24 protein-coding genes and 1 tRNA gene are annotated in these 21728 nt (G+C 62.6%); 11 read left to right on the top strand and 14 right to left on the bottom strand.

Features of this window, described 5'->3' with window-relative positions:
* Positions 1-400 precede the first annotated feature (400 nt).
* Complete coding sequence (locus SM755_RS18730; protein ID WP_323173973.1) at positions 401-1288, bottom strand: mechanosensitive ion channel family protein; 888 nt, start codon at positions 1286-1288, stop codon at positions 401-403.
* A gap of 106 nt (positions 1289-1394) precedes the next feature.
* Here SM755_RS18730 and SM755_RS18725 point away from each other — a divergent pair, with 106 nt between their 5' ends.
* On the top strand, positions 1395-2975 hold the full coding sequence (locus SM755_RS18725; protein WP_323173972.1) for a DUF790 family protein: 1581 nt from the start codon (positions 1395-1397) through the stop codon (positions 2973-2975).
* A 170-nt stretch (positions 2976-3145) separates the two neighbouring features.
* Complete coding sequence (locus tag SM755_RS18720; protein WP_323173971.1) at positions 3146-3856, top strand: hypothetical protein; 711 nt, start codon at positions 3146-3148, stop codon at positions 3854-3856.
* Positions 3857-3940: 84 nt separating this feature from the next.
* Here SM755_RS18720 and SM755_RS18715 read toward each other — a convergent pair whose 3' ends face one another.
* Together SM755_RS18715 and SM755_RS18710 are read right to left on the bottom strand one after the other, a co-directional pair.
* Positions 3941-4492, bottom strand: a complete 552-nt coding sequence (locus SM755_RS18715; RefSeq protein WP_006666441.1) for a hypothetical protein — start codon at positions 4490-4492, stop codon at positions 3941-3943.
* Positions 4492-5400, bottom strand: a complete 909-nt coding sequence (locus tag SM755_RS18710; RefSeq protein WP_323173970.1) for an RsmB/NOP family class I SAM-dependent RNA methyltransferase — start codon at positions 5398-5400, stop codon at positions 4492-4494. The genes SM755_RS18715 and SM755_RS18710 overlap by 1 nt, the downstream gene beginning before the upstream one ends.
* A 113-nt stretch (positions 5401-5513) precedes the next feature.
* Here SM755_RS18710 and SM755_RS18705 point away from each other — a divergent pair, with 113 nt between their 5' ends.
* From SM755_RS18705 to SM755_RS18685, 5 genes are all read left to right on the top strand, one after another.
* A complete protein-coding gene (locus SM755_RS18705) occupies positions 5514-6260 on the top strand; it encodes a proteasome assembly chaperone family protein (protein ID WP_323173969.1) in 747 nt (248 codons plus the stop codon).
* Positions 6261-6372: 112 nt separating this feature from the next.
* Positions 6373-7749 carry a geranylgeranyl reductase family protein gene (locus SM755_RS18700; protein WP_323173968.1) on the top strand — a complete coding sequence of 459 codons (1377 nt, stop codon included), beginning with the start codon at positions 6373-6375 and terminating at the stop codon, positions 7747-7749.
* A 104-nt stretch (positions 7750-7853) separates the two neighbouring features.
* On the top strand, positions 7854-8696 hold the full coding sequence (locus SM755_RS18695; protein WP_323173967.1) for an aldo/keto reductase: 843 nt from the start codon (positions 7854-7856) through the stop codon (positions 8694-8696).
* Positions 8697-8815: 119 nt separating this feature from the next.
* Positions 8816-9565 (top strand): hypothetical protein, encoded by a 750-nt coding sequence (locus tag SM755_RS18690; protein WP_323173966.1) that lies wholly within the window; start codon positions 8816-8818, stop codon positions 9563-9565.
* 96 nt (positions 9566-9661) lie between these two features.
* Positions 9662-9856, top strand: a complete 195-nt coding sequence (locus tag SM755_RS18685) for a hypothetical protein (protein WP_323173965.1) — start codon at positions 9662-9664, stop codon at positions 9854-9856.
* A gap of 26 nt (positions 9857-9882) precedes the next feature.
* On the opposite strand, the gene SM755_RS18680 is transcribed toward SM755_RS18685, so the two are convergent.
* From SM755_RS18680 to SM755_RS18665, 4 genes are all read right to left on the bottom strand, one after another.
* Complete coding sequence (locus SM755_RS18680) at positions 9883-11082, bottom strand: AGE family epimerase/isomerase (RefSeq protein ID WP_323173964.1); 1200 nt, start codon at positions 11080-11082, stop codon at positions 9883-9885.
* Positions 11083-11247: 165 nt separating this feature from the next.
* Positions 11248-12219 carry a phosphoadenosine phosphosulfate reductase family protein gene (locus tag SM755_RS18675; protein WP_323173963.1) on the bottom strand — a complete coding sequence of 324 codons (972 nt, stop codon included), beginning with the start codon at positions 12217-12219 and terminating at the stop codon, positions 11248-11250.
* A gap of 122 nt (positions 12220-12341) precedes the next feature.
* Positions 12342-13451: a non-hydrolyzing UDP-N-acetylglucosamine 2-epimerase gene (gene wecB / locus SM755_RS18670; RefSeq protein WP_323173962.1), complete on the bottom strand. Its 1110-nt coding sequence runs from the start codon at positions 13449-13451 to the stop codon at positions 12342-12344.
* Positions 13451-13624, bottom strand: coding sequence for a hypothetical protein (locus SM755_RS18665; protein ID WP_323173961.1), 174 nt, complete (start codon positions 13622-13624; stop codon positions 13451-13453). The genes wecB and SM755_RS18665 overlap by 1 nt, the downstream gene beginning before the upstream one ends.
* Before the next feature lie 563 nt (positions 13625-14187).
* On the opposite strand from SM755_RS18665, the gene SM755_RS18660 reads away from it, so the two are divergent.
* On the top strand, positions 14188-15624 hold the full coding sequence (locus tag SM755_RS18660) for a hypothetical protein (RefSeq protein ID WP_323173960.1): 1437 nt from the start codon (positions 14188-14190) through the stop codon (positions 15622-15624).
* A 119-nt stretch (positions 15625-15743) separates the two neighbouring features.
* Here SM755_RS18660 and SM755_RS18655 read toward each other — a convergent pair whose 3' ends face one another.
* The 5 genes from SM755_RS18655 to SM755_RS18635 all read right to left on the bottom strand — a co-directional run bounded on the left by SM755_RS18655 (position 15744) and on the right by SM755_RS18635 (position 19151).
* Positions 15744-16325 (bottom strand): hypothetical protein, encoded by a 582-nt coding sequence (locus SM755_RS18655; protein WP_049904516.1) that lies wholly within the window; start codon positions 16323-16325, stop codon positions 15744-15746.
* Between the two features lie 148 nt (positions 16326-16473).
* Positions 16474-16818, bottom strand: a complete 345-nt coding sequence (locus tag SM755_RS18650; RefSeq protein WP_006666453.1) for a glutaredoxin — start codon at positions 16816-16818, stop codon at positions 16474-16476.
* 203 nt (positions 16819-17021) lie between these two features.
* Positions 17022-17453 (bottom strand): CBS domain-containing protein, encoded by a 432-nt coding sequence (locus SM755_RS18645; RefSeq protein ID WP_049903786.1) that lies wholly within the window; start codon positions 17451-17453, stop codon positions 17022-17024.
* A 348-nt stretch (positions 17454-17801) separates the two neighbouring features.
* Positions 17802-18599, bottom strand: a complete 798-nt coding sequence (locus tag SM755_RS18640) for a succinylglutamate desuccinylase/aspartoacylase family protein (protein WP_323173959.1) — start codon at positions 18597-18599, stop codon at positions 17802-17804.
* Positions 18600-18659: 60 nt separating this feature from the next.
* Positions 18660-19151, bottom strand: a complete 492-nt coding sequence (locus SM755_RS18635; protein WP_006666456.1) for a DUF309 domain-containing protein — start codon at positions 19149-19151, stop codon at positions 18660-18662.
* A gap of 123 nt (positions 19152-19274) precedes the next feature.
* On the opposite strand from SM755_RS18635, the gene SM755_RS18630 reads away from it, so the two are divergent.
* Positions 19275-19430: a hypothetical protein gene (locus tag SM755_RS18630; RefSeq protein ID WP_162832071.1), complete on the top strand. Its 156-nt coding sequence runs from the start codon at positions 19275-19277 to the stop codon at positions 19428-19430.
* 7 nt (positions 19431-19437) lie between these two features.
* Here the strand turns inward: SM755_RS18630 and SM755_RS18625 are convergent, their stop codons facing one another.
* Together SM755_RS18625 and SM755_RS18620 are read right to left on the bottom strand one after the other, a co-directional pair.
* Positions 19438-19761 carry a carboxypeptidase regulatory-like domain-containing protein gene (locus SM755_RS18625; protein WP_323173958.1) on the bottom strand — a complete coding sequence of 108 codons (324 nt, stop codon included), beginning with the start codon at positions 19759-19761 and terminating at the stop codon, positions 19438-19440.
* A gap of 246 nt (positions 19762-20007) precedes the next feature.
* Positions 20008-20847 (bottom strand): hypothetical protein, encoded by an 840-nt coding sequence (locus tag SM755_RS18620; protein ID WP_323173957.1) that lies wholly within the window; start codon positions 20845-20847, stop codon positions 20008-20010.
* Positions 20848-20950: 103 nt separating this feature from the next.
* Between SM755_RS18620 and SM755_RS18615 the strand changes: the two genes are divergently transcribed.
* Together SM755_RS18615 and SM755_RS18610 are read left to right on the top strand one after the other, a co-directional pair.
* Entirely contained in the window at positions 20951-21346 is a 396-nt protein-coding gene (locus SM755_RS18615; RefSeq protein WP_006666459.1) for a CopG family ribbon-helix-helix protein, read from the top strand.
* A 295-nt stretch (positions 21347-21641) separates the two neighbouring features.
* Positions 21642-21724 (top strand) — tRNA-Leu (locus tag SM755_RS18610).
* Positions 21725-21728 lie beyond the last annotated feature (4 nt).

Here is a 21728-nt window from a genome sequence, read left to right as displayed (position 1 = left end):
CGACGCCAGCCACGGAAATTCCGCTCCTCCTCGGCAACGGCGTCGAGTTCGATGGTGAAGTAGGCGGAAACGGTGTCGATCGGGATATCTTCGTTCGCCGTTTCAGCAGCCGGTTCGAGCGTTTCCTCGTGAAACTACGCGTCCTGTTGGTCGCCGGAACGACATCCGAACAGCCCCAGAGAGGGCGACCAGCGCGTTCCGGATGCGGCGACCAGCGAGAATTGTGTTATTCTCATGCATACGAGGGGAGAAATATTGCTTCTTCGGTGGACGAACGAGCCGAAGTGGAACTAACGCAGTACCGGCGTCAGTAACCGACCTGCGCTCGGTGATGAGTGTGGGTTCCGACTCCGATACCGAAGTTGAGACCGGGTACCCTCGATCTCCACACGGGACAAGTCTACGCAGAGTTCATCTCAGTACGCTCGTCGATCCCGACTTCGCCCACGAGTTCGGCGTGCGGATACGGCATATCGATTCCCTCGGCGTCGAAGCGTTCCTTGACGGCTTCGACGAACGCCGTTCGCGCGGCCGGCGGTCGATGCTCGATCGGATCGATCCAGAGGCGGCCGGAAAGGACGACCGACGAATCGCCGAGATCGGTGACTGCCACCGACGGCGCAGGGTCCGTGAGCGCGCCCGGAACCCGCTCGGCTTCGTCGATGATGGCCGCTCGTGCCCGCTCGATGTCATCGTCGTAGCTGATGCCGAACTCGTAGGACACTCGGAGCAAGCCGTTTCGCGTCGAGTTGACGAGCACCGAGTTCGCGAGTTCTGAGTTGGGGACCGTCACGAGTTCGTTGTCGAGCGTTTCGAGGCGCGTGACGCGCAGTTGGATGTCGCGGACGATACCCCGGTTGTCGTCCCACTCGATTGTATCGCCGACGGTGAACGGTTCGTCCTTGACGATGAAGATGCCGGCGACGAAGTTCGCGATCAGGTCCTGGGCCGCGAACCCGACGGCGAGGACGACGGCACCGCCGAGCGCCGAGAGGCCGACGAGAATCATCCCGAAGCCGGCGATGGTGGCGGCGAGTGCGATCGCGCCGAGCAACACGAGCGCGGAGACGATGCTTCGCGCGAGCGAGATGAGTCCCTGATTGAACCCTCTGCGTTCGAGCGTCCGTTCGGTGAGGCTGATAACAACGGATTTGCCGAGCCAGTAGAGGAGTACAAACGAGACGAGAAAGAGTCCGGCAGTCGCCAGCCCGTCGAGAAGAGCCGGCACATAGCCTTCGAGCGTCGAGGCGAGTTCGTCCGAAGTAATCTGCAGTTGGAGTGCGTTCACAGTCCAACGGAGGAACGGCTCCTAAAGATCTTTTCGAGTTCGGCAGGCGGATCGCGGTAGCCGCGCCATTTTTGGTACCCTCGCCCGGAACACCACATAGACCGAGATGCTGACGAAGGACTTGTTGCGCGTCTCCCGCGCCGGCGGCGGCTTCCACCCGCAGTTCGCGACGCGCGAGCACCGCCCGCTCGCCGCCCGCGTCATCGGTACCTATCAGGGCCACGTCGGCGAGCGGCGGGCAACGCTCGAGTCGGCTCTCACGGACCTCGAGCGCGAGTCGGACGACTTCAAACTCGTCCGCGGCCTGTCGGCGCTTGTCGAGCGCGAGTCGACATTCGAAACCGACGCCGCGATCGACCCCGAACGCGCCCGCAAAGCCGTCTTCGAGGCCGCCGAGTCCGTCGGCGTCGTGGATCGGGACGAACGTGCGATGGCGCTCATCCGCGCCGGCGAGTCGCTCTCGCTCTCGGCGGACGAACTCGAGCACGCGCTGTACGCCGATCTCGACGATCGGCAGGTCCTCGAATCGGTCGAGCCCCGCTGGGACCCGGACGGCCTGCTCGCCCAGTACAACCTCTCGCTGGCTCAGACGGCGCTGTTCGACGCGACCGAGGTGCGCGTGCGCTCGAACGATCCGAAGGCGCTGGTGTCGGCGATCAAGCGGTTACGGTTGATGTACGAAATTCGCAACCCGGACGCCGCGGCCGGGACGACGGGCGACATCGCGAGTAACCGCGAGATCGTCGTCACCGGCCCGACGCACCTCTTCCGGGCAACCCGGCGGTACGGCACCCGCTTCGCGCGGCTCCTGCGAACGATCGCGAAGGCCGACGAGTGGCACCTCGAAGCCACCATCGACGACCGCGGCACCGAGCGGACGCTTTCGCTCTCCCACGAAGACCCCGTGGGCGTCCCCGACGCCGAGCCGGTCGCCGACGTGACCTTCGATAGTAGTGTCGAGGCCGACTTCGCCGCCCGCTTCTCACGGGTCGACCTCGACTGGGATCTCGTGCGCGAGCCCGAGCCCCTCGCGACGGGGACGCGAGTGATGATCCCCGACTTCGCGTTCGACTATCGTCCCGCTGGCAGCACCCGCGAGAACCCGTCGGACGCGGGAGACGGTGGCCGCGGCGACTTTCGCGTCTATTTCGAGATTATGGGTTTTTGGACCCCAGAATACGTCGAAAAGAAGCTCTCCCAACTCGAGACCCTGGAAGATGTCGCCCTCCTCGTCGCCGTCGACGAATCGCTCGGCGTCGGCGAGGAGATCGAGACGCGAGACCACCGGGCGATCCCCTACTCGGGTACCGTCCGCCTCAAGGATATCGTCGACGTGCTCCGAGAGTACGAAACGGATCTCGTGCGCGAGAGCGCGGCCGACCTACCGGACGAGTTCACGCCCGACGCAGACGTGATTGAACTCGAAACCCTGGCAGCGCGCCACGGCGTCAGCACGGACGCGCTCGCCGACAAGCGCTATCCGGACCACGAGTTCGTCGGGCGAACGCTCGTCCGGCCAGCGGTGCTCGATTCGCTTCGCGAGGAGATCGAGGCAGGCATGGAACTCGCCGAGGTCGAGTCGATACTCGGGGAGCGCGATATTTCGGACGCGAGCGCGGCACTTTCTGCGCTCGGCTATCGGGTCGAGTGGGAGGGGTTACGCGGCGGCACCGTCGTCGAGCGCTGAGGTGAACGGCCGTCGGGTCGCGACTCGACTGTTGCGTGGTCGGGGCCGGTCCCGACCCTCAGTCCAGGCCCGGACAGACGCCGATCCGATCGAGCTATCCGATTTCGTTCCACCCATTAATATAGAAAATAACCGAACACGGTTAGTATCGTTCGAGTTGAGAGGCGAATGTGATATACGATCGACGCGGCTCTTATGAGTTCCGGGAGATCGATCGCTGGGACGACGGCGTCGGCTGGCTGGCCCATCCCGACGAAGGCGGCCGCCGAGCGAGTCACGCGGTCGTCGGTGCCGATGGCATCTGGCTGCTCGATCCCCTCTGGGCACCCGGCGTCGACGATCTGCTCGACGAGTTCACCGCTGACCGCGAGGACAGCGTTGCGGGCGTCGCGATCTGTTCGAACTGGCATACCCGCGATGCGGATCGGTTCGCGCGCCGGTACGACGTGCCGATCTGGGTCCCGGAATGGATGGGGCGGGTCGACGAGCGCACGGCCGAACCGGTACGACACTACGAGGGATCGTTCGACCCATCGATCCGAACCGTTCGGTGCGAGCCGATGCCGCTGTGGAACGAGGTGATTCTGTACTGGGCCGATCACAACACACTGTACGTCCCCGAATCGATGGGAACCGCCGATCCCTATACCGTCGGCAACGAGCGAATCGGACTCGAACTGGTTCGCCGACTCGACCCGCCCCGCTCGCTTCGTGAACTCGAACCGGATCGGATTCTCGTCGGTCACGGTGCAGGCGTTCTCGACGATGCGACGCGGGCGCTCGAGTTCGCGCTAGCGGGCGGGAGACGGCGGTTTCCGTCGGCGGTACTCGAGAACGGTCCGACGACGGTGCGGGCGCTCTACGGTGCCATCCGCGGCTAAGTCGTTCTTCGGCGGTCAGTCCCTCGTAGCCTCGTAGCCGTGCGAGCGAGGTTCACGAGACCGATCGTACAAAAGACGATACGATTAGAGGTCGCGCTGGCGTCCCTTCGGCACCATCGAGCGCAGTTCGCCGTGGACGTACAGGCCGACGCCGAGCGGTTCGCGCTCGCCCGCGACGGTGTGGGCCGCGATCAGGTAGCCCCAGTCACCCTCCCACGCGAGTTCTTGATCCTCGCCCGCGGCGAAGCGTCGGGCCTGCTCGCGCTCCAGGTCGATCACGCACTCGCTGGCGTGGTGGCCGAAGCGCTGGACGAAGTCCGTCGTCGGCTTCCAGTGCTCCTGGCGGGTTCGCAGACAGGTCATGCCGATGGCCTCGATCTCGAGCGGCGTCGAGGCCTCGCCGCGGTAGATCCAGAGCTTGCCTGCACCCTTCTCCCAGAAGGTGTAATCGTCGAACGTCTCCCGCGGAACGGCGAAGCGATCCGCGAAGAACTCGAGGACCTCCTCGCGGCTGGCGCGGCCCTCGACGGTCCGATCGGCGGCGGTTTCGGGCAGCCGGCCGAACCGCTGGCCGACGTTTTGCTCGAGTTCTCGCTCCGCGTCGTCGGCCCGCTCGTCGGTCGTGTCGTCTCCCATCAGGCTGTCACCTCCAGTTTCGCCACGAAAAAGCCGCCCGTGTCGTTGTGGTGCGGGTAGATCCGCGCGGCCTGCTCGATCGAGGAGTCGAACGTCTCGCCGTCCCACTCGGCGAGGCCGGGCGCGTACTCGAGACCGAGATCGAAGTCGACGACGCGGCAGTCTTCCGTCTCGAGGGCGTGCTGGACGACGGCTTCGTTCTCCTCGGGCGCGAAGGTACACGTCGAGTAGACGACGGTGCCGCCCTCGCGGGTCGCCTGGAGTGCGCGGCGGAGAATGCCCTTCTGAATGCCCGCAACGGAGTTGATGTGGTCCGGCGACCAGTTGTCGAGCGCGTCGGGGTTCTTCCGGATCGTCCCCTCACAGGAGCAGGGCGCGTCGACGAGCGCGCGGTCGAACTCGTCGAACGGGAACCGCTGCAGGGAGTAGTTGCGCGCGTCGTCGTTCGTTACGGCGAGGCTGGTCGCGCCGAGGCGTTCGGCGTTGAACCGCAGCGCCGAGATGCGCCCGAGGTTGCTGTCGTTCGCGACGACCGTCCCGCGATCGTCCATCAGCGCGGCGAGCTGAGTCGCTTTCCCACCGGGGGCCGCACAGCAGTCCCAGACGCGGTCGCCGGGCTGGGGATCGAGGACGACCGGCGGGACCGCTGAAACCTCCTCCTGGCCGTGCGTGAAGCCGTGAAACGAGGTCCACGTCGATCCCGGCGAGTTCGTCTCGAGGCGAAGCACGCGCGGGTTCCAGTCGGCCTGATCGTAGGCGACGCCGTCCGCCTCAAGGGCGGTCGTCGTGCGTTCGACCGAGGCCTTGATCGTATTGACGCGAACGGCGTTGCCGAGTGGCCGCTCGCAGGCCGCGAGAAACGCCTCGAAGTCGTCGATAATCGGTCGATACCGCTCGAATGGCTCCATTAGCACCCGGTTCGACCGCCCGGCGTTTGTGGGTTTCGAAGGCCGAGCCTCGACGAGTTCGCCGATCACGGACCGGCGTCGTTTTTATGGCGATCCGCCGTGTCTGCCAATTCATGGCACGAATCAGCCTGCAGGGGGACGAAGCTACGCTCGAGAATCCCACCTTCGTCGAAGGCTTTCCCGGGCTCGGCCTCGTCGGCAAGATCGCGACCGACCACCTCGTGGACGAACTCGATATGCGCTACTACGCGAGCGTTCACTGCGATGGACTCCCCCGCGTCGGCGTCTACCGAAGCGGCGACCGGACGGCGCGCCCGCCCGTCCGCCTCTACGTCAGCGAGGAACACAACCTGCTCGCTCTCCAGAGCGACGCGCCGATTCGATCGGAAGCGCTCGGTGACGTGGCTCAGTGCATAACAAACTGGATCGTCGACCACGGGGCGACGCCGCTCTATCTCAGCGGCCTTCCGGCCGAACGCGACGACGGCCGACAACCCGCCCTCTACGGCATCGCGACCGGCGACGCGGCCACCCTCCTCGACGACCGCAAAATCGACGTTCCTCCCGAGGACGGCGTGGTTACCGGCCCCACCGGCGCGCTCATCAACCACGCCGCCCAGGCCGACTACGACAGCCTCGGCCTCGTCGTCGAATGCAGTCCGCAGTTCCCCGATCCCGAGGCCGCGAGCGTCCTCCTCGATGACGCCATCGCGCCACTCGCCGACCTCTCCGTCGACGTGCACGAACTCGTCGAGCGGGCCGAGGAGATTCGCGAGAAGCGCGAGCAACTCGCACAGCAGATGCAAGCCGCCGGCCAGGAACAGAGTACGCAGGCGCAGCCGCTTCGAATGTACCAGTAACGAGAGATCGGGTGCTCGGTCTCGCACCGAAATCGGGGATTCCGTCCTTCTGACGGCATCAAAACACTTCCCACGTATTTTTTATTCTTGATACCCTTCGACCGGAACAGAGATGACTTCGGCTACGGAGGCCTACGATATTGTGGTCGTCGGCGGGGGGACTGCCGGCTGCTTCGCTGCGACGACCGCCGCCCGAGAAGGGCTCGACGTCGTCCTCCTCGAACGGAAAAGCGAGGAGGAAGGGGGATACATCGCCTGCGGCGACGGGATCAAAGGAAAGAGTTCGTTCCCCGACGTCCTCGATCGCGAGCGGCTCAAGGACGAGGCGTTTACGAACCAGGGGATCGAACGCGCCGTCTTCGAGAACCCCGAGACCGAGGAGACGATCGAAATCCCGTTCAACGAGACGGGCGGCGTCGTCGACCGCTGGAAGTACGGCCAGATCCTCCTGGAGGAAACCGCTCGGGCCGGCGTCGACATCCACTACAATACGGTCGTCAACGACGTGGTTCAACCGAACGGCACGGTGCAGGGCGTCACCGCGGTCAGGGACGGCGACCCCCTCGAGTACGGGGCCGAGGTCGTCATCGACGCCGCGGGCGCGCTCTCGGTCCTGCAGGACAAGGCCGACCTCTCCGCCTCGACGTTCGATACGAACGTGAACTACTCGCAGTTCTGCTCGGCCTACCGCGAAGTGCTCGAGATCCCCGAGCCGGTCGAGTGGGACGACGCGCTCGTGTTCAAGCCCACCGAGGAACTGGGCTATCTCTGGTACTTCCCGCGCTCGGCGACCGAAATCAACGCCGGCCTGGGCTTCCAGATGACCGAGGAGCCGATGGAACTCGTCGACGTGCTCAAAAACGACATCGCCAATCGCGCCGAGTTCGCAGACGCCACGGTCAAGAACAAACTCGGCGCTGCGCTCCCGACGCGTCGACCCTACGACTCGGCGGTCCACCCCGGCTACGTGGCCGTCGGCGACGCCGCGGGGCACGTCAACCCCTGTACCGGCGGCGGAATCCCCGGTGCCGCAAAGGCCGCCCACTGGGCCGCACAGGTCGCCGTCGACGCGATCTCCGACGGCGACGTGAGCGAAGCCGCCCTCTGGGAGTACAACCAACGCGTCCAGACCGACTTCGGCAAGCGCTTCGCCGCGATGGACCTCTACAACATCTTCGGCACCGCCCACGACCTCGGTGAACTCGTCTCTGTCGTCACCGCCATTCCGGGCCAACAACTCGTCGACGCGATCGGCAAGAAGGGGACCGCCGAGATGAGTTTCGGGCTCAAGCTCAAGACGGTCATGAAGACCTTCGGCCACTGGGGAACCCTTTATGAACTCTACAAGGTCCAGGACGCCGCCGGCTCGCTCAAGGACGTGTACGATAGCTATCCCGATAGCCCCGGTCACTTCGACGCCTGGAAGGCAGAACGCGATGCGTTGATGGACCAGGTGTACGATATTACGGGAGCCAGTCCGAAGTACTAACCCGACTCGGTCCGGCGGTTCGCCGCCGGTGTGAGTGTGTCTCTGGTGATCACAGTCCATCCGTAACCCAAACCCATTTTCGCGTTCCGTTCCTTGATTCGGACATGGTTGCTGACAACGGTGAGACGATCACTCCAGAGACGTGTCCGACCGCAAACGGCATGCCGATGCTCGGACTCGGAACCTGGCAGAACGACGACCCGGAGGACTGTACGGAAAGCGTTCGAACGGCGCTTGAAGCGGGGTATCGCCACATCGACACCGCGCAGGCCTACGACAACGAGGAAGCGGTCGGCGAGGGTATCGCTCGCGCGAACGTCGACCGCGAGGACATCTTCCTCGCGACCAAGATCTGGATCTCGAACCTCTCCCACGACGACGTCCTCGAGACCGCTCGCGCGAGTATCGACCGCCTCGGCGTCGACTATCTGGACCTGCTGTACATCCACTGGCCGTCCCGAACGTACGACGCCGAGGAGACGCTATCGGCCTTCTCGGAACTGTACGACGAGGGGCTGATCGAGAACGTCGGCGTCAGCAACTTCCTCCCCGAGCAGGTCGAGACCGCCGTCGACATCTGCGACGCGCCGATCTTCGCAAACCAGGTCGAACTCCACCCGCTACTGCCACAGGAGGAGATCCGCGAAACCTGCGAGCAAAACGACGTCGAAGTCGTCGCTTACTCGCCGCTGGCCCGCGGTGACGTGTTCGAACAGCCGACGATTCAGGATATCGCGGCCAAACACGACGCCAGCGAAGCGCAGGTCAGCCTCGCCTGGCTTCGCGAGAAGGGCGTCACCGCGATTCCGAAGGCAACGGGTGCAGAACACATTCAAGACAACTGGGACTCCCTGGCGCTTGAACTCGAGCAGGAAGACATCGACGCGATCGACGCGATCGACGAAACGAGTCGCCAGGTCGATCCCGAGTTCGGTCCCTGGAACTGACAGGCGGACCTCGCTTTCGGGCCGTCGGATCGAGACGCCGTCCAATTCTATACGTCTAGAGAAGGCTGAAACACAGAAAAGGAGGAAAGTTTACGGTACGTCAGTTTTTTGGCTCACGTATGTCAACCCGTACGCAACGTGGCGGCGGTGGGGGGATCGTCGGCGCGATCAGGGCCGACCTGACCCAGTTACACGGCGCCTGGATGGAACTGGTCTTCCCGCGACAGCGCGGCCGCGGCCACTCCGTCATGGGAAAGTGGCAACCCGAAACGCTTCCACAGAAAAGTGCCTACTACACCTGGAGCGTGCTCGGAACGATCGGGCTACTCGTCATGTATCCGCTTACCGTTCTCGGCTTTGCAACCCGCTACTACGCGGCGAAACTCGACTCGACACGGACGCGACTCGGCATCGTTGGCGTTACCGGTATCGCCCTCCTGGTCTGGGGGACGCTAACCGTCGTTGCTCACCTGCAACTCCCGATGGACGAAACCGTCGCAATCGCCGCTGCCAGTGCCGTCGCAACCGTCTCGACGGCGCTTGCAGCCGGGTTCTCGAAGGCGGGCGGACGGTTCGTCTCCGTGCTCCTCGCCTATCCGTTCGCGATGACCGCGCTGTTCCTCCCGCCGGTCGTCGCCGCCCTCGTCACCCCCTCGCTCGAGGGCGTCATCCTCGAACCCAGCTACGAGTTCGCCGCCTGGGCGCTCGATAACGTCCTCCACGTCGGCGGCCTCAACGAGTTCCTGCGGTCGAACTACGAACTCGAAGGGGCGGCCTACGCGGCGATGTGGGTCGGCATTTCGTTCCCGCTCGGCTGGTTCTTCGGGAGCGTCGTGGCGCTGGCGAATCTGGTTCGCCCCTCCGAGTGAGTTTCGGCGATTCTTCGAATCGGTACCCGTTTGATTGCCGGTGAACGAACAGTCAGTTTCGATAACGTTAGGCCGATCCGGTCCCGAGAAACGAGTATGGCACTCGACCTGCCGAAGACGATTGGCGCGTTCGTCCTGATCGTCGCCATCGGAACGGCCGCGATGGTGATGATGCCGGTTAGTATGGGCACGGACACAATCTTGATGATGGTCACGCCGTCGATGGCCGTGTTCGGCGCGATCATGCTCGCGATCGGCGTCAAACACGGCGAGTACCGCGCGACGCGCTGATACCGACGATTCGCCGTCGCCACGCCTCACTTCTTACCCGCATCGTCCGCAACGGTATCCATCGCGAGCCAGCAGTTCGTCAGCGGATGGTAGCCCGGCTCGACCGCCGTCCCGCGGTTCGGTCCGTCGCGCTCGTGGTCGCGCGCCAACCGCTCGTACCAGTTGCCGTATCGCGGATTGATCAGGTGTGACTCCGCGTACTCCCAGAGACGGTCGTACCACGACAGATAGGCCTCGTCCGCCCGACTCAACAACGCGCTCGCGCCGATCGCCTCCGCGTGTGCCCAGCCGTACTTGTCAGGGACGATCGGCGTCCCGTCCGCTTCGACCGTGTAATAGAGCCCACCGAACTCGTCGTCCCAGCCGAGTTCAACCGCGGCGTCGAACAGTTCGCGTGCGCGCGCCAGGAGCCAGTCGGCCGAGTGGTGGTCCCCGAGGAGTGCGAGGAGTTTCGCCCACTCGGCGTGGTGTCCGGGCTGGTAGCCCGGCGGGCGGAACTGGTGGCGCGGGCTGTCGGCGTTGTGCGATCGGTCGGACTCCCAGGACTCGGTGTAGTGTTCCCAGAGGAGGCCGTCTGGGTCGTGCGTCCGCGCGAGTTGCCGGGTGAACCGGTTGGCAACCGTGTAGGCGCGGTCCAGATAGCGCTCCTCGTCGGTCGCCTCGTAGGCTGCGAGCAGGGCTTCGCAGGCGTGCATGTTCGCGTTTTGACCGCGGTAGGGATCGATCAGTTCCCAGTCCGGCGCGGCCTGGTCGGCGTAGAGTTCGTGAGTCGGCTCCCAGAAGCGCTCTTCGAGCACGGCGAAGGCACGCTCGAGTTCGGCGCGTGCGCCGGGAATCCCGGCTTGGAGCGCGCGGGCGCTCGCGAGGAGGGCGAACGCGTGGCCGTAGCAGTATCGCGTTCGGTCGGTCGGCGTTCGGCCGTCGAGCAGCCAGTCGTACCCTTCGTTATCGGGGTCCCAGTGGGCCGTCGAGAGAAAGCGCAAGCCGTGTTCGGCGGCGTGGCGACACCAGTGGGGGCCGTCGGCCAGGACGCCGAGGCTGAAGTTGTGGACGCCGCGGGCCGTGGCGACGAGGTGTCGGGTGCGTTCGTCGTAGACGTGGCCGTCCCGTTCGTCGAGTTGGGCGACGTAGCCGCCGGTTCGAGCGTCGAGACAGTCCGGATAGTAAAAGTTGAGAACGTCTCTGAATTGATGTCGAAGGGCGGCTCGAGTTCGGTAGATCGTCACGTGTCCGAGGGTACCGAGGCAGACACCATATACCTCCGGGAAAGTGGCGGCGGATGAAATAGACGCGTGGATAGAAAGGGCTGTGAAGCGACGGCGTGAGGTGAAGCGTGAGAACGGAGCGTGTCGATAGGCGGGCGGATCGCCGCCGTTAGGCAATCACTTGTCTTACATGTAGCCGAGGTCGCGCAGGCGCTCCATCAGGTCCTCCTTGTCCTGGGCGCGGCCCGCGCGCTCGGTCGTCCCTTCGAGATCCTGCAACCAGGCGGGATCGTCCTCGGTCTTTTCGGTGCTGATTTCGCTGCCGAGCGAGCGGAATCCTTCCCAGTACTTCGGCGAGACCGGAGTGTCCGCGGGCTCGAGATCGTCCGGCAGGTCGTCCTTTCCGTCGGGGACGTAGCCATCGTCGGGGAACTCGCCGACGGTATCGGGCACGACGAAATCCCAGAAGGCCTCCCAGACCGCGGCCTCGTCGAACTGCAGGATGGGCTGGACACGGTCGTGGGGCGGGTAGATGTCCGGGTCGTGGCGCTCCGAGAAGAACGTCTCGTCGGCGCGAGCCTCTTGCTCGTCCCAGCGGACGCCCGAGAGGATGCCGTCGATGTCGTGCTCCTCCAAGGCGTCGTTGAGTGCGACCGTCTTCAGCAGGTGGTTGCCCGCGTAGGTGTCGAGCAGGAACGGGAAGGTGTCCTCCTCGTACTCGAGGATGTTCTCGACGTGGTGCTGATTGTGCTCGTCGAGTTCATTGACAGGGATGTCGTCGCCGGGCTCTAAGTCGTTCTCCTCGACGTACTGACCGATATCCTCGTTGCGCGCGTAGATAACCTCGAGACCCCACTCGTCGGCCCAGCGGTCGACGAAATCGTGAATCGCATCGAAGTGCTGGTAGTGGTCGATGAAAATCGCCGGCGGCACGTCGAGGTCGTAGCGTTCTGCGACCTGGGTGACGAAGTACAGGACGAGCGTCGAGTCCTTGCCACCGGTCCACATGACTGCCGGATTCTCGTACTGTTCTAAGCCCTGACGGGTGACCTCGATCGCCTTTTCGATCTTGTCGTTGATGTGCGGATAGTCCGCCGGATCTTCGCCGGTACCGTCGTCGTAATCGACATCGACGTAATCGGGGAAGTTCTCAGTCATCGCGTGTAATTACATATAATTACCAGGATTAAACCCTTTGGGGGACCGGAAACCTCTGTCGCCATCTGTGATCGATGCCGACCACATTCGAGAGTAAGGCCGTACCGGTTGCAACCCACGGCTCAGCCGAGCGGCGGCGCTTCGAGGCGTTCGTCCGGGTCGCTGTCGGCCAGGCGCTGCTGTAAGAGGCTGATGATCCGCTGGCCGGCCAGTCCGTCGCCGTACGGCCGCGGCGTCGACTCCGGCCGCCAGTCCGCCGACACGGCCTCCCGAATGCGCGACCGGTCGGGACCGACAAGCCGATTCCAGCCGCAGTCGACGGTTTCGACCCACTCCGTCTCCTCCCGCAGCGTCACACAGCGCGTTTCGAGGAAAAATGCCTCCTTCTGGACGCCGCCCGAATCCGTCGCCACCCGCTCTGCAGCATCGAGCAGTCGAACGAAGTCGAGATACCCCTGCGGCTCGATCACGTCGAGTTCACTCGTCGCGCGCTCCCAGAGCCCGTACTCCCGGAGTCGATCGACTGTCCGTGGATGCGCCGGGAAGACCACCGGCAGCGGTGCGTCCGCGAGGCCGTCGAGGATCGCCACGAGATTTGCGCGGTCGTCCGTGTTGCTCGCCCGGTGGACGGTCGCCAGGATGAACTCGTCCGCGGTCAGTCCGCGGTCGTCGAGGATCGTCGACTGCTCGCGTGATCGGTCGCGGGCATCGAGAATGGCGTCGTACATCACGTCGCCCGTCCAGAAGACGCCGTCGGTGATCCCCTCTGCCGTGAGATTCTCGATCGCATCTCGGCTCGGGGCGAAACAAAGGTCCGACGCATGGTCCGTCAGCACCCGGTTGATCTCCTCGGGCATCGACCGATTGTCGCTGCGGAGTCCGGCCTCGACGTGAGCGACGGCGACCTCCCGCTTCGAGCCGACGAGCGCGCCCGCGAGCGTCGAGTTCGTATCACCGTAGAGCAGGATGACATCCGGGTTAGTCTCCTCGATCACAGGTTCGATCGCCGCCACCATCTTCGCGGTCTGTCGCCCGTGGGTGTCCGATTCGACGCCGAGATTGAACTCGGGTTCGGGAATGTCGAGTTCGTCGAAGAAGACGTCCGAGAGTGCTTCGTCGTAGTGCTGCCCGGTGTGGATCAGGGTCTCGTCGGCGACGGTGCGAAGTTTTCGAGAGACGACCGCGGCCTTGATGAACTGGGGTCTGGCACCGACGATGGAACAGACGTGCATTAGTTCTCCGTCACCTCTGTGCGGGCGTCACCGGTGTGTCGCCGCGTCACGTTTTCAACTGCCAATTCGTCGCTTTGCACGAGGACATCGTGCTCCGACGCACCGGGCCGTGAGCCGATCTCGGTGTACAGCGTGACGTGTGCTGGCGGGATGTTACAGAAGAGACAGCGCACGTCGGATCACCTCGTGAATCATGGCAGTCATGACTTCCGGGACGAGTCATATCGTTATCAGCGCGCTACCGAACGGAAGCACCAGATACCGCTGAAAGTCTTGATTTCGAATGAGTGGGTGGTGAGACGGCACTTGCGAGACTGGCAACTACCTGATGAGTATCGCGACGCTATCCGCGGCCGAACTATCGAATGAACCAACTACTATCGACACGATGACTGTTCGGCCCGCCTGACCGACCGAAACAGAAGACCGTCGTGCAATCGAACGCCCATCGAGACGGCTCCGCAGTCCGCGCCGGACTGCACTCGAACCGACGCTCGAACCGTTGATACGGACCGGTTACAGACGGAAAACGGCGACTACCGCACGTGATCGGCTGCGAACTCGACGGGTTCACACGGCGTACTGAAGGCTACCGCCTACTCCCACGACGGAGAGCGGTCACTGTCGCAGTCGAGCGTGAACGGCCGTTGGATCATCGTTCGAACGGTTGCTCGGCCGTCCTGGCTGTGACCGAGAACGAGTTGTTTTATATACACACTATTCATCAACGAATAGTATGGTTCCCGACATCTCGTCTCTCAGCCGACGTCAGCTCCTCGTCGGACTCGCCGGCAGCGCCGAACTCGGCGGCCTCGTCGTCGGTGCTACCGGGGCGACCCTTCCGACGGCGTTGCCGGACCGGGTAACCGACTGGGCGACAACCGTCTACCCGACGCCACCGCCGGCGGATTCGCTCTGGCAGCCGACGGTTACGGAGGCGCACGCCCGCTCGGCGGTCACGCTCCTCGCCGAAACCGAGGATGAATCGCGGAACCGCTGGGCAGAACTCGACCGCGAGCGCACGCACGGCTCCGGTTCGGGCGGTTGGCGTTCGAACGCCGAGGCGGCGCTCGAAAACGGCGACTACGCCGACGCACTGTCCGATGCCAGCTACGGCATGCAGTTCGCCGGGCAGGCTCTCGGCGAGGCGCGGGCCGAACTCGGTGACGCCAATCTCAAGGAACTCGCGGACCGTGCCGTCGCGCTGTTCGACCGGATTGATGCAGTCGTCGCCGATATCGAGTCGTATCCGGTCGCCGACCCCGAACGCGATCTGGCGTGGTACGTCCACATCGAACGCGAACTCCGGCGCGGTCGCAGCTTCGCCGACTGGAGCGGGCTCGAGACGGTCCGCGACGATGCTGTGGAAGCGGATACAAAGACGGACACGGGAAGCGATGAAGACGATGAGAGCGCTGAGGAAGCCGCCCAAAGCGACACCGCCGAACGTGAGGATGGCATGACTGACAGCGAGGCCGAGCCGGATCGCACAGATTCCGGTCCAGAGACTATCGGGACGATCACGTCCGGCCTTCTGCGAGCCGAAATCGCAGTCGAGAGCGCCGAACGATACCGTGACCTGCTATGGGAGACCGTCGACGAAGCCAACGGATACGTCGACCACCTCCAGCGGGTCGCCGACGAACTGCAAACCGACCTCGAGTCGATACCGACCCGAGACGAGGCCCTGTCGTCCCTGGACGACGATACCAGCTCGCACGGCCCATATGGGTTCGCCCACGAGCGTCTCGTACGGTGGGGGGACTGGGACGCACCGTCGCCGCGGGAGACGATCGACGACGACTTCCTGCTACTCCAGGTTCTCGAGGCGACGCGAGCGCTTGCGGACTGGCGAGCCTACGACGACGCCGTCGCCGAACTCGAGATCAGTGCCGGCGACAACGATTTCGATTCCGGACACGTACTGGCCGAACAGCGCCGAGCACGATCGGTCTATCGGACGGTCGTAGGAGGCCAAGCCCCGTTCATGATCGTCCTCGCCAAGCCGGCGATCAGCGATATCCGGACCGCGGACGTGGATCGTGATTCCTGGCAGGACGGGTCGTGGGAACCCTGGAACGAACGCGTTCAATCCTACCTCAGTGCGCTCGTCGGCCGTGCGAGACTTCGGGAATACCCGGATCTGTACGATCGACTCGTCGACGGCCGCTGATCCGACGATGAAACTGGCTAGTGGCGGCCTCACTGAACTCGGGCAGCTATCGATCGACCTCGAGTGACTTCGATCGACCTCGGTCAATCTCGGCTCGGAGAAACAACGCAGAACAGCTGTCAGTCGCTGATAAACTTGTTATCGCGCCAGTTAACACCCGTCTCGCCGGAGCCACGATCTCGAGGCCCTTCGACGACTTCGATATCCGCCGGTCGGGTTTCACCGTCGACGATTCGCGTCGCCTCGAGTTCACCGTCGTGTTCCGAAATCGCCGTGAGGGTGCCTTTCTCGGCAGCCGAGGCGATCTCACAGAGGACGAGGAACATCTCGTACTGCAAAAGCGAGTTCTGGAGGACGGTCTCGCGGTCGCCCTTGAACGCGGCGAACTCGACGAGTTCGGATTCGATTTCTTCCTCTTCCTCTTCGTCCCAGCGGAAGGAGTTGCGCCGCTCGTCGGGGTCTTCCTCGTAGACGCGGTTTTCGGTGACGCTGGCCTTGAGTTGGGCCGTCGGTGTGTACTTGCTGACCGACTGGTCCTCGGCGACGGCCTTTAGAATGAGCGTGTTGTTCCGGCGCGTGATCTCTACGTCGTCGATCCCGTCCGGATACGTCGCGTCAGCGATGTGGTCACGAAGGTCTTCGAGGGGCAATTCGAGCGTCGAATGCAGCCGATAAACGTGTCTGGATTCCTCTGTTGACATAGTGGGAAGGTGTGCAGCGACAGGCGTTGGGTACTAGTACGAGTGCCGGGCTTATATGACCTGCCATTGAAACCGTCAACGACAGGAGTGGATGAATGTCCGCCGCGACGACGGTGGCGAGGTCGGGGTCGAGGCCGGAGTCGGGAACTCACTCGGCGTTAAGCGTTTCAGCCAGTTCACCACGATCGTCGAGTTCGGCGAGAATGTCCGAGCCACCGACGAACTCGCCGTCGACGTACGTCTGGGGAATCGTTTCCCAGCCACTTCGGTCCTCGAGTGCGACGCGGAACTCGTCGAGCGACTCGAGCACGTCGACGGTTTCGAACTCGTCGCGGTGCTCGGAGAGGAGTCCGAGCGCGCGGCGGGAGTAGCCACACTGGGGCATGAGTTCGGTGCCCTTCATGAAGAGCACGACCTCATTGTCGTCGATGGCCGTCTCGACCTGTTCGGTCACGTCCTCCTGATCGAGGCCCTGGTTCGGTGGAAAGTCCATGTCTTCTTGGTCTATGTCGGTAGGCGGGATAGACCTTGCGCCTTGATCGGCGATCGGGTCTGCCAGTTTGGGGCTACGTAGTAGCACACGAAATACCCGTAGGGAACTACTTGTAAAACTGATTTGCAGCTAGCCGTCGGCACCGATAATCGGCGTTCTGAGTCCCAGCTCGAGTGCGTAAAAAGGGGTACTGAAACCAGTTCTCAGGGTTCCTCATACGGCGGTGATTCAGTCCGGACGACTTCGGAGAGATTGCTCAGTTCATCATCGAGGAGGACGACCAGATCATCGAACGTGACGATGCCTGCGAGTTCATCGCCTTCAACGACAGGCATGCGCCGGACGCCGTGTTCGGCCATCGTCGCACAGAGGTCGAACACGCCGTCATCAGACGAGATCGTGTACGGGTCACGATGCATGATATCGTCCGCTGTTAGGTCGTCAAGCGTTGCTCCGCTGCTGAACTCCATCGCGATGTCGCGGTCAGTAATAATGCCGGCTGGCCGTTCATCCGATTCGATCACCACACAGCCGACCCGCCTGTCATCCATGAGCTGACAGATCTCTCGAAGGGACGCTGTCGGGTCCGCCGAGACGAGTTCGTTACGCGGGCGAGCGATGTCTTTGATTGGCACGGAAATCACACCCCAGTTCGGGGATCGAGTGTAGCCCATGCTATTTGTGAACATAGACCACAATTGAGCTACCACGGAGAGCAACTAATAGCTTCGTCCCGAAGCGAGAACGCAGCACACAGCAATTCGGTCGTTCTTCCGGGTCTATCGTCACAGTAAGGGACTGATACGGTTTGCTGTAACGATTTACCGGCGCAACCGCGTCCGTCCTGCGGTTGCGCTGGAAATGACTTACAGCAGTCCGTATGAATGCTATCCAGCGAGCGGGTGCGTTTCGGCCGCGCGTTTTGGGTGTCGAGATCGGCCCACCGAAGCGATATAAGATAGTCGCGACCCAACTGATCGAGTTCACTCTGCAGTCGGGGACGACGTGATCACGTCGATCTTTTCCGCGGAGTATCCGAAGACGTTCCGGTAGCCGTTCGACGACATGAGAACCGGGTAGAAGGCTTCTTCAGCGATCTGTTCGACGCCGTCCGCTGCAACGAACGGATCACCGGCCGGAACTTCGGTGAAGTTCTCGACGAAAACCTCGTACTTCTCCGCTCGCTCTTTCGGAATCACGTCGGTGAGCCGGAAGACCGGCAGGTCGCGCCGGACGGTATCACCCGGCAGCGCACCGACGGCAGTGAGGAACGCTCGCGTCAGTCGATCCGCGTTCTGGGCTGCCGTCTCCGAGCCCTGGAGTCCGCACTCGACCTCGATCGTTTCGACCGTCGAGAAGAGCCGTCCCTCGGCGAACTCGCTCGTTTCGACCGTCGCGACGACCGGAAGCTGTGGACACACCGTCGTCGCGGTCTCGTTGACCTCGTTGACGATGGCAAACGGTTCGGCGTGGCTTTGCGTCGAATGCATCGAGAACGTCAGACAGTCGCCGAGTTCGGAAACGAGTTCGGTCGCGAGCCGACCCTCGTGCGTCTCGGCGTCGGGGTCGCCGGGAAACGCACGGTTGAGATCCTCGTCGACGAACCGGACCTGTCGCTCCAGGGCTTTCTCGTTCGCGACGATTAGCTTGACCGGCCGGGAGACGGTCGGCTGTTCGTCAAGCAATCGCTCGATCGCTCGGACACCGCAGGGTTCGTCGCCGTGAACACCGGCCACAATCGCGATCTCCGGCGTCCCTGATCCGAGCTGTGCAACTCTCATTAGGTATCCATTACCGCTTCGAGCCCAAAGGCAATTCGATCTTCGCCACCGGGCGACCGCTTAGTCCGCACGCGTCGCGGCGAACTCGTAGTCGGCCGAGTCGGCGGTGGGGTAGTCGTTGTCGAGACGAATCTGCCACTCGTCGACGCGTTCCGGAGTGTCAATCGCGTTCGTGAGGACGGTCCGTACGTCGAGTAGATCCACGCCGTAGAAGTCTCGCGGAACGCCCTGAACGTACTGGAGTGCCGTCCGAAAGAGCGAGCGCAACCCATCATCGTTGGCGAACTCGATGCGTTTGTAGACGCCCGCAGCGACCTGGACCATGCCGTGACAGAACGAGCTTTCGACCGTGCCGCGGCCGTAGTTGTACCACTCGGTTTCGAAGCAGTCGTGGCTCTCGTGAAACGCGCCGTCGTTGAAGAGCCGGACGCCGTGAACCGTTGCCCGACGAAGTGTTGCGTGCTCCCAGCGGCCGCCATCTTCGCGTTCGATCCAGCCGGTCGGTGCGTTCGGAGGCGGGTCGACGGAGGGATCGTTCGTGTGCTCGTCCATACGCAGTCCTCGGTCGCGCTGATAGTTATGTATACTCGTCGTTCCCCGCAAGCAATCGTGACTGTCACGCAATCGATCAGGTAAGCGAAGTGTTTATTTCGGTTGCGACTAACGTCAGGATAGATGATTCATCCCGACGGACGGTGTCACTGTTGTGGCGAGCGACTCTACGGGAACGTCTCCGGCGGCTATCGCTGTCCGAATTGCCAGACCGAGTCTACGGACGCTTCGTCCGAAGAGGAGACGCCAACGGTCCCGAAGACGCCACAGACGCCGTAGTCACGAGTTACGCGCGACAGACGAGCGCTCGTCGTGCACGCTGTGTCGTCGCGGACGACGTAACTGCTCGCACGAGTTCAGTTGCGGGCCGGTACGCCTCGCAGTCGGTTTCGGGAGCGATCGCGAGCAGTTTCCAGAAGCCGGGTGATCGAAACGTCAGCTGACAGCGACCGTTTGCATCCGTTATCGCCCGCTTTGAGCCCGTCATCGTCGTGACCGTCGCGCCGTCAATCGGGCGGTGCGAGGAGGTTCGAACGCGGAGCTGAAACGGCTGTCCGACGGTTGCTTCTCGGTCCTCGAGTTCGACGACGAGCGATCTCCTGTTCGCCATGGTATTCGGACACACAGATGATCCAAAAAGGCGGTCCCTGCCCGTGACGGGCGATGGGAGCTGGGAGGGATGCCTCTAGTAGCTACTGCAAGTCCTGCACGCCTGATCGCGCGAGGGCTGTGTGATCTGTGTGTACATCGGTGCAGTTGGTACGATACCAGTAGCTAGTGTCGTATTCGCTTCGTTCAATAATAGCTATGAAACAAAATGGCTGATTCGGCAACTACGTGTGCGAATTGAACAAAGTCAGAATACTCCGACGATGAAACCAAATCCCATGATGATGAGGACGGTTGCGGAAAACGCTGGGAGGTACGGCGTGTACTGCTTGACTTTCTCCTCGGAGTGCTGGTAGCCTGCAATCAACAGCATCGTCAGTCCGACGATACCCACGATGACGGTGAGGGCGTACGCGCTCATCAGTTCGAGACAGTGGTTTGACCCGGCGCAGAGCGCAATAATCTCGAACTCCTCTTCGTGGGCAAAACCGAGAACGAACGCGAACCACGCGATCCCGAGGAGGCCACGGTCAGTGGTCTCTTTGGGATCCTCGTGTGAGTGAGTGTGCCCGCCGAGGAATGGTGCGAAGCCTTTCAAACGAGTGATCAGTCCATCGTTGTGTTCGTGTGAACGGCCGTGGTCAAGGTCATGCGAATGGCCCTGCTCGTTCAGATCGTGTTGGTGGTCGTGGCTGTGATGGTCGGAATGGCCATCATCATCATCATCGTGATTGCCGTGAGAATGTCCGTGAGAGTATTCACGAATCCCAAGCACGACGAGCAGGACACCGGCAACAAGACCGACTGGCCCGCCGATTTGGATACCACCGAGTATCGTCATTGGCTCGTTGACCTGCGTGAGATTGAAGTAGTCCTTCGCGTAGAAGAATACTCCCACCATCGCGATACTGCTGATAAGGTGGCCGACGCCGATAATGAGGCTCGCCGCGAACCCGTATATCCACTTGTTCGTCTGGTCAAGAGCGTACGAGGCGGCAACGGGCCATCCGTGACCTGGTTCGATGCCATGAACAGCACCAAGAGCGACCGCTCCAAAGAAGAGACCGAGTGCTTCGCCGTGTAACATCCCGATCGAGAGTCTGCTACCGACGTGAATAACGGTTGTTAATACCGAAATGGGTGCATCGTCATACGAGAACCTCTTGTAGAATCCCGACGAACCAGTACCTATGCGAACGAGTTTCAATATTCCAGATGAAGTCGTCGAAGAGTTCGACCGAGTCTGGCAAGAGCAGGATCTCGAAAACAGGTCGCGGGCGGTCCGAGAAGCGATGCTGGAGTATATCGAGTCTCACTCCCGCCTCGAAGCGACAAGCGGGGAAATCGTCGCACTCATCGCGTTCGATTATCGTCACCACGAGGTGATACAGGAACTCCACGCAGTCCAACACGAGTATCAAGACGTTATTCTCAACACAAGCCATACGCACCAAGGGGAGTGGTGCCTCGAATCACTGTTTTGTCGGGGACCAGCTGAGCAGGTACGTAACCTCACCTACCGACTCCGCGACTTTGACGGCGTAAATCGGGTCAAGGTAATGGTTATTCGAGACGGCGAGGAGTGACGATCTGCCAGAAACCGCCTCAAGGAACTTTTAGCATGTGCTTCACCTATAGTAACAACTGAAACGGTTTACACGCTGATCGCACAGCCATCGAGCGATCAGGTGTGCACTGACTTTCAGTGGCTACTATAGACTGAACGCGAGTTCCACGATCAACGCTGAATACCGAACCCAGATTTCCAACTACTGACAGTCGTCGGGGTTCCAGACGGGCCGCGATGAACGCGGCGATGAGTGCGACGTGGAATCGAAACCGGACCGTTTAACCCGACGACCCCCGAACGACCGGATGCGTGCGAGGGTAGCCAAGCGGTCAACGGCGGCGGACTCAAGATCCGCTCGTGTAGACGTTCGTGGGTTCGATCCCCTCCCCTCGCATCGC

The organism is Natrialba sp. PRR66, assembly GCF_034808065.1.
Classification (GTDB): Archaea; Halobacteriota; Halobacteria; order Halobacteriales; family Natrialbaceae; genus Natrialba; species Natrialba aegyptia.
The sequence above is the reverse complement of the archived record's forward strand: the minus strand, read 5'-3'. Positions and strand labels throughout refer to the sequence as shown.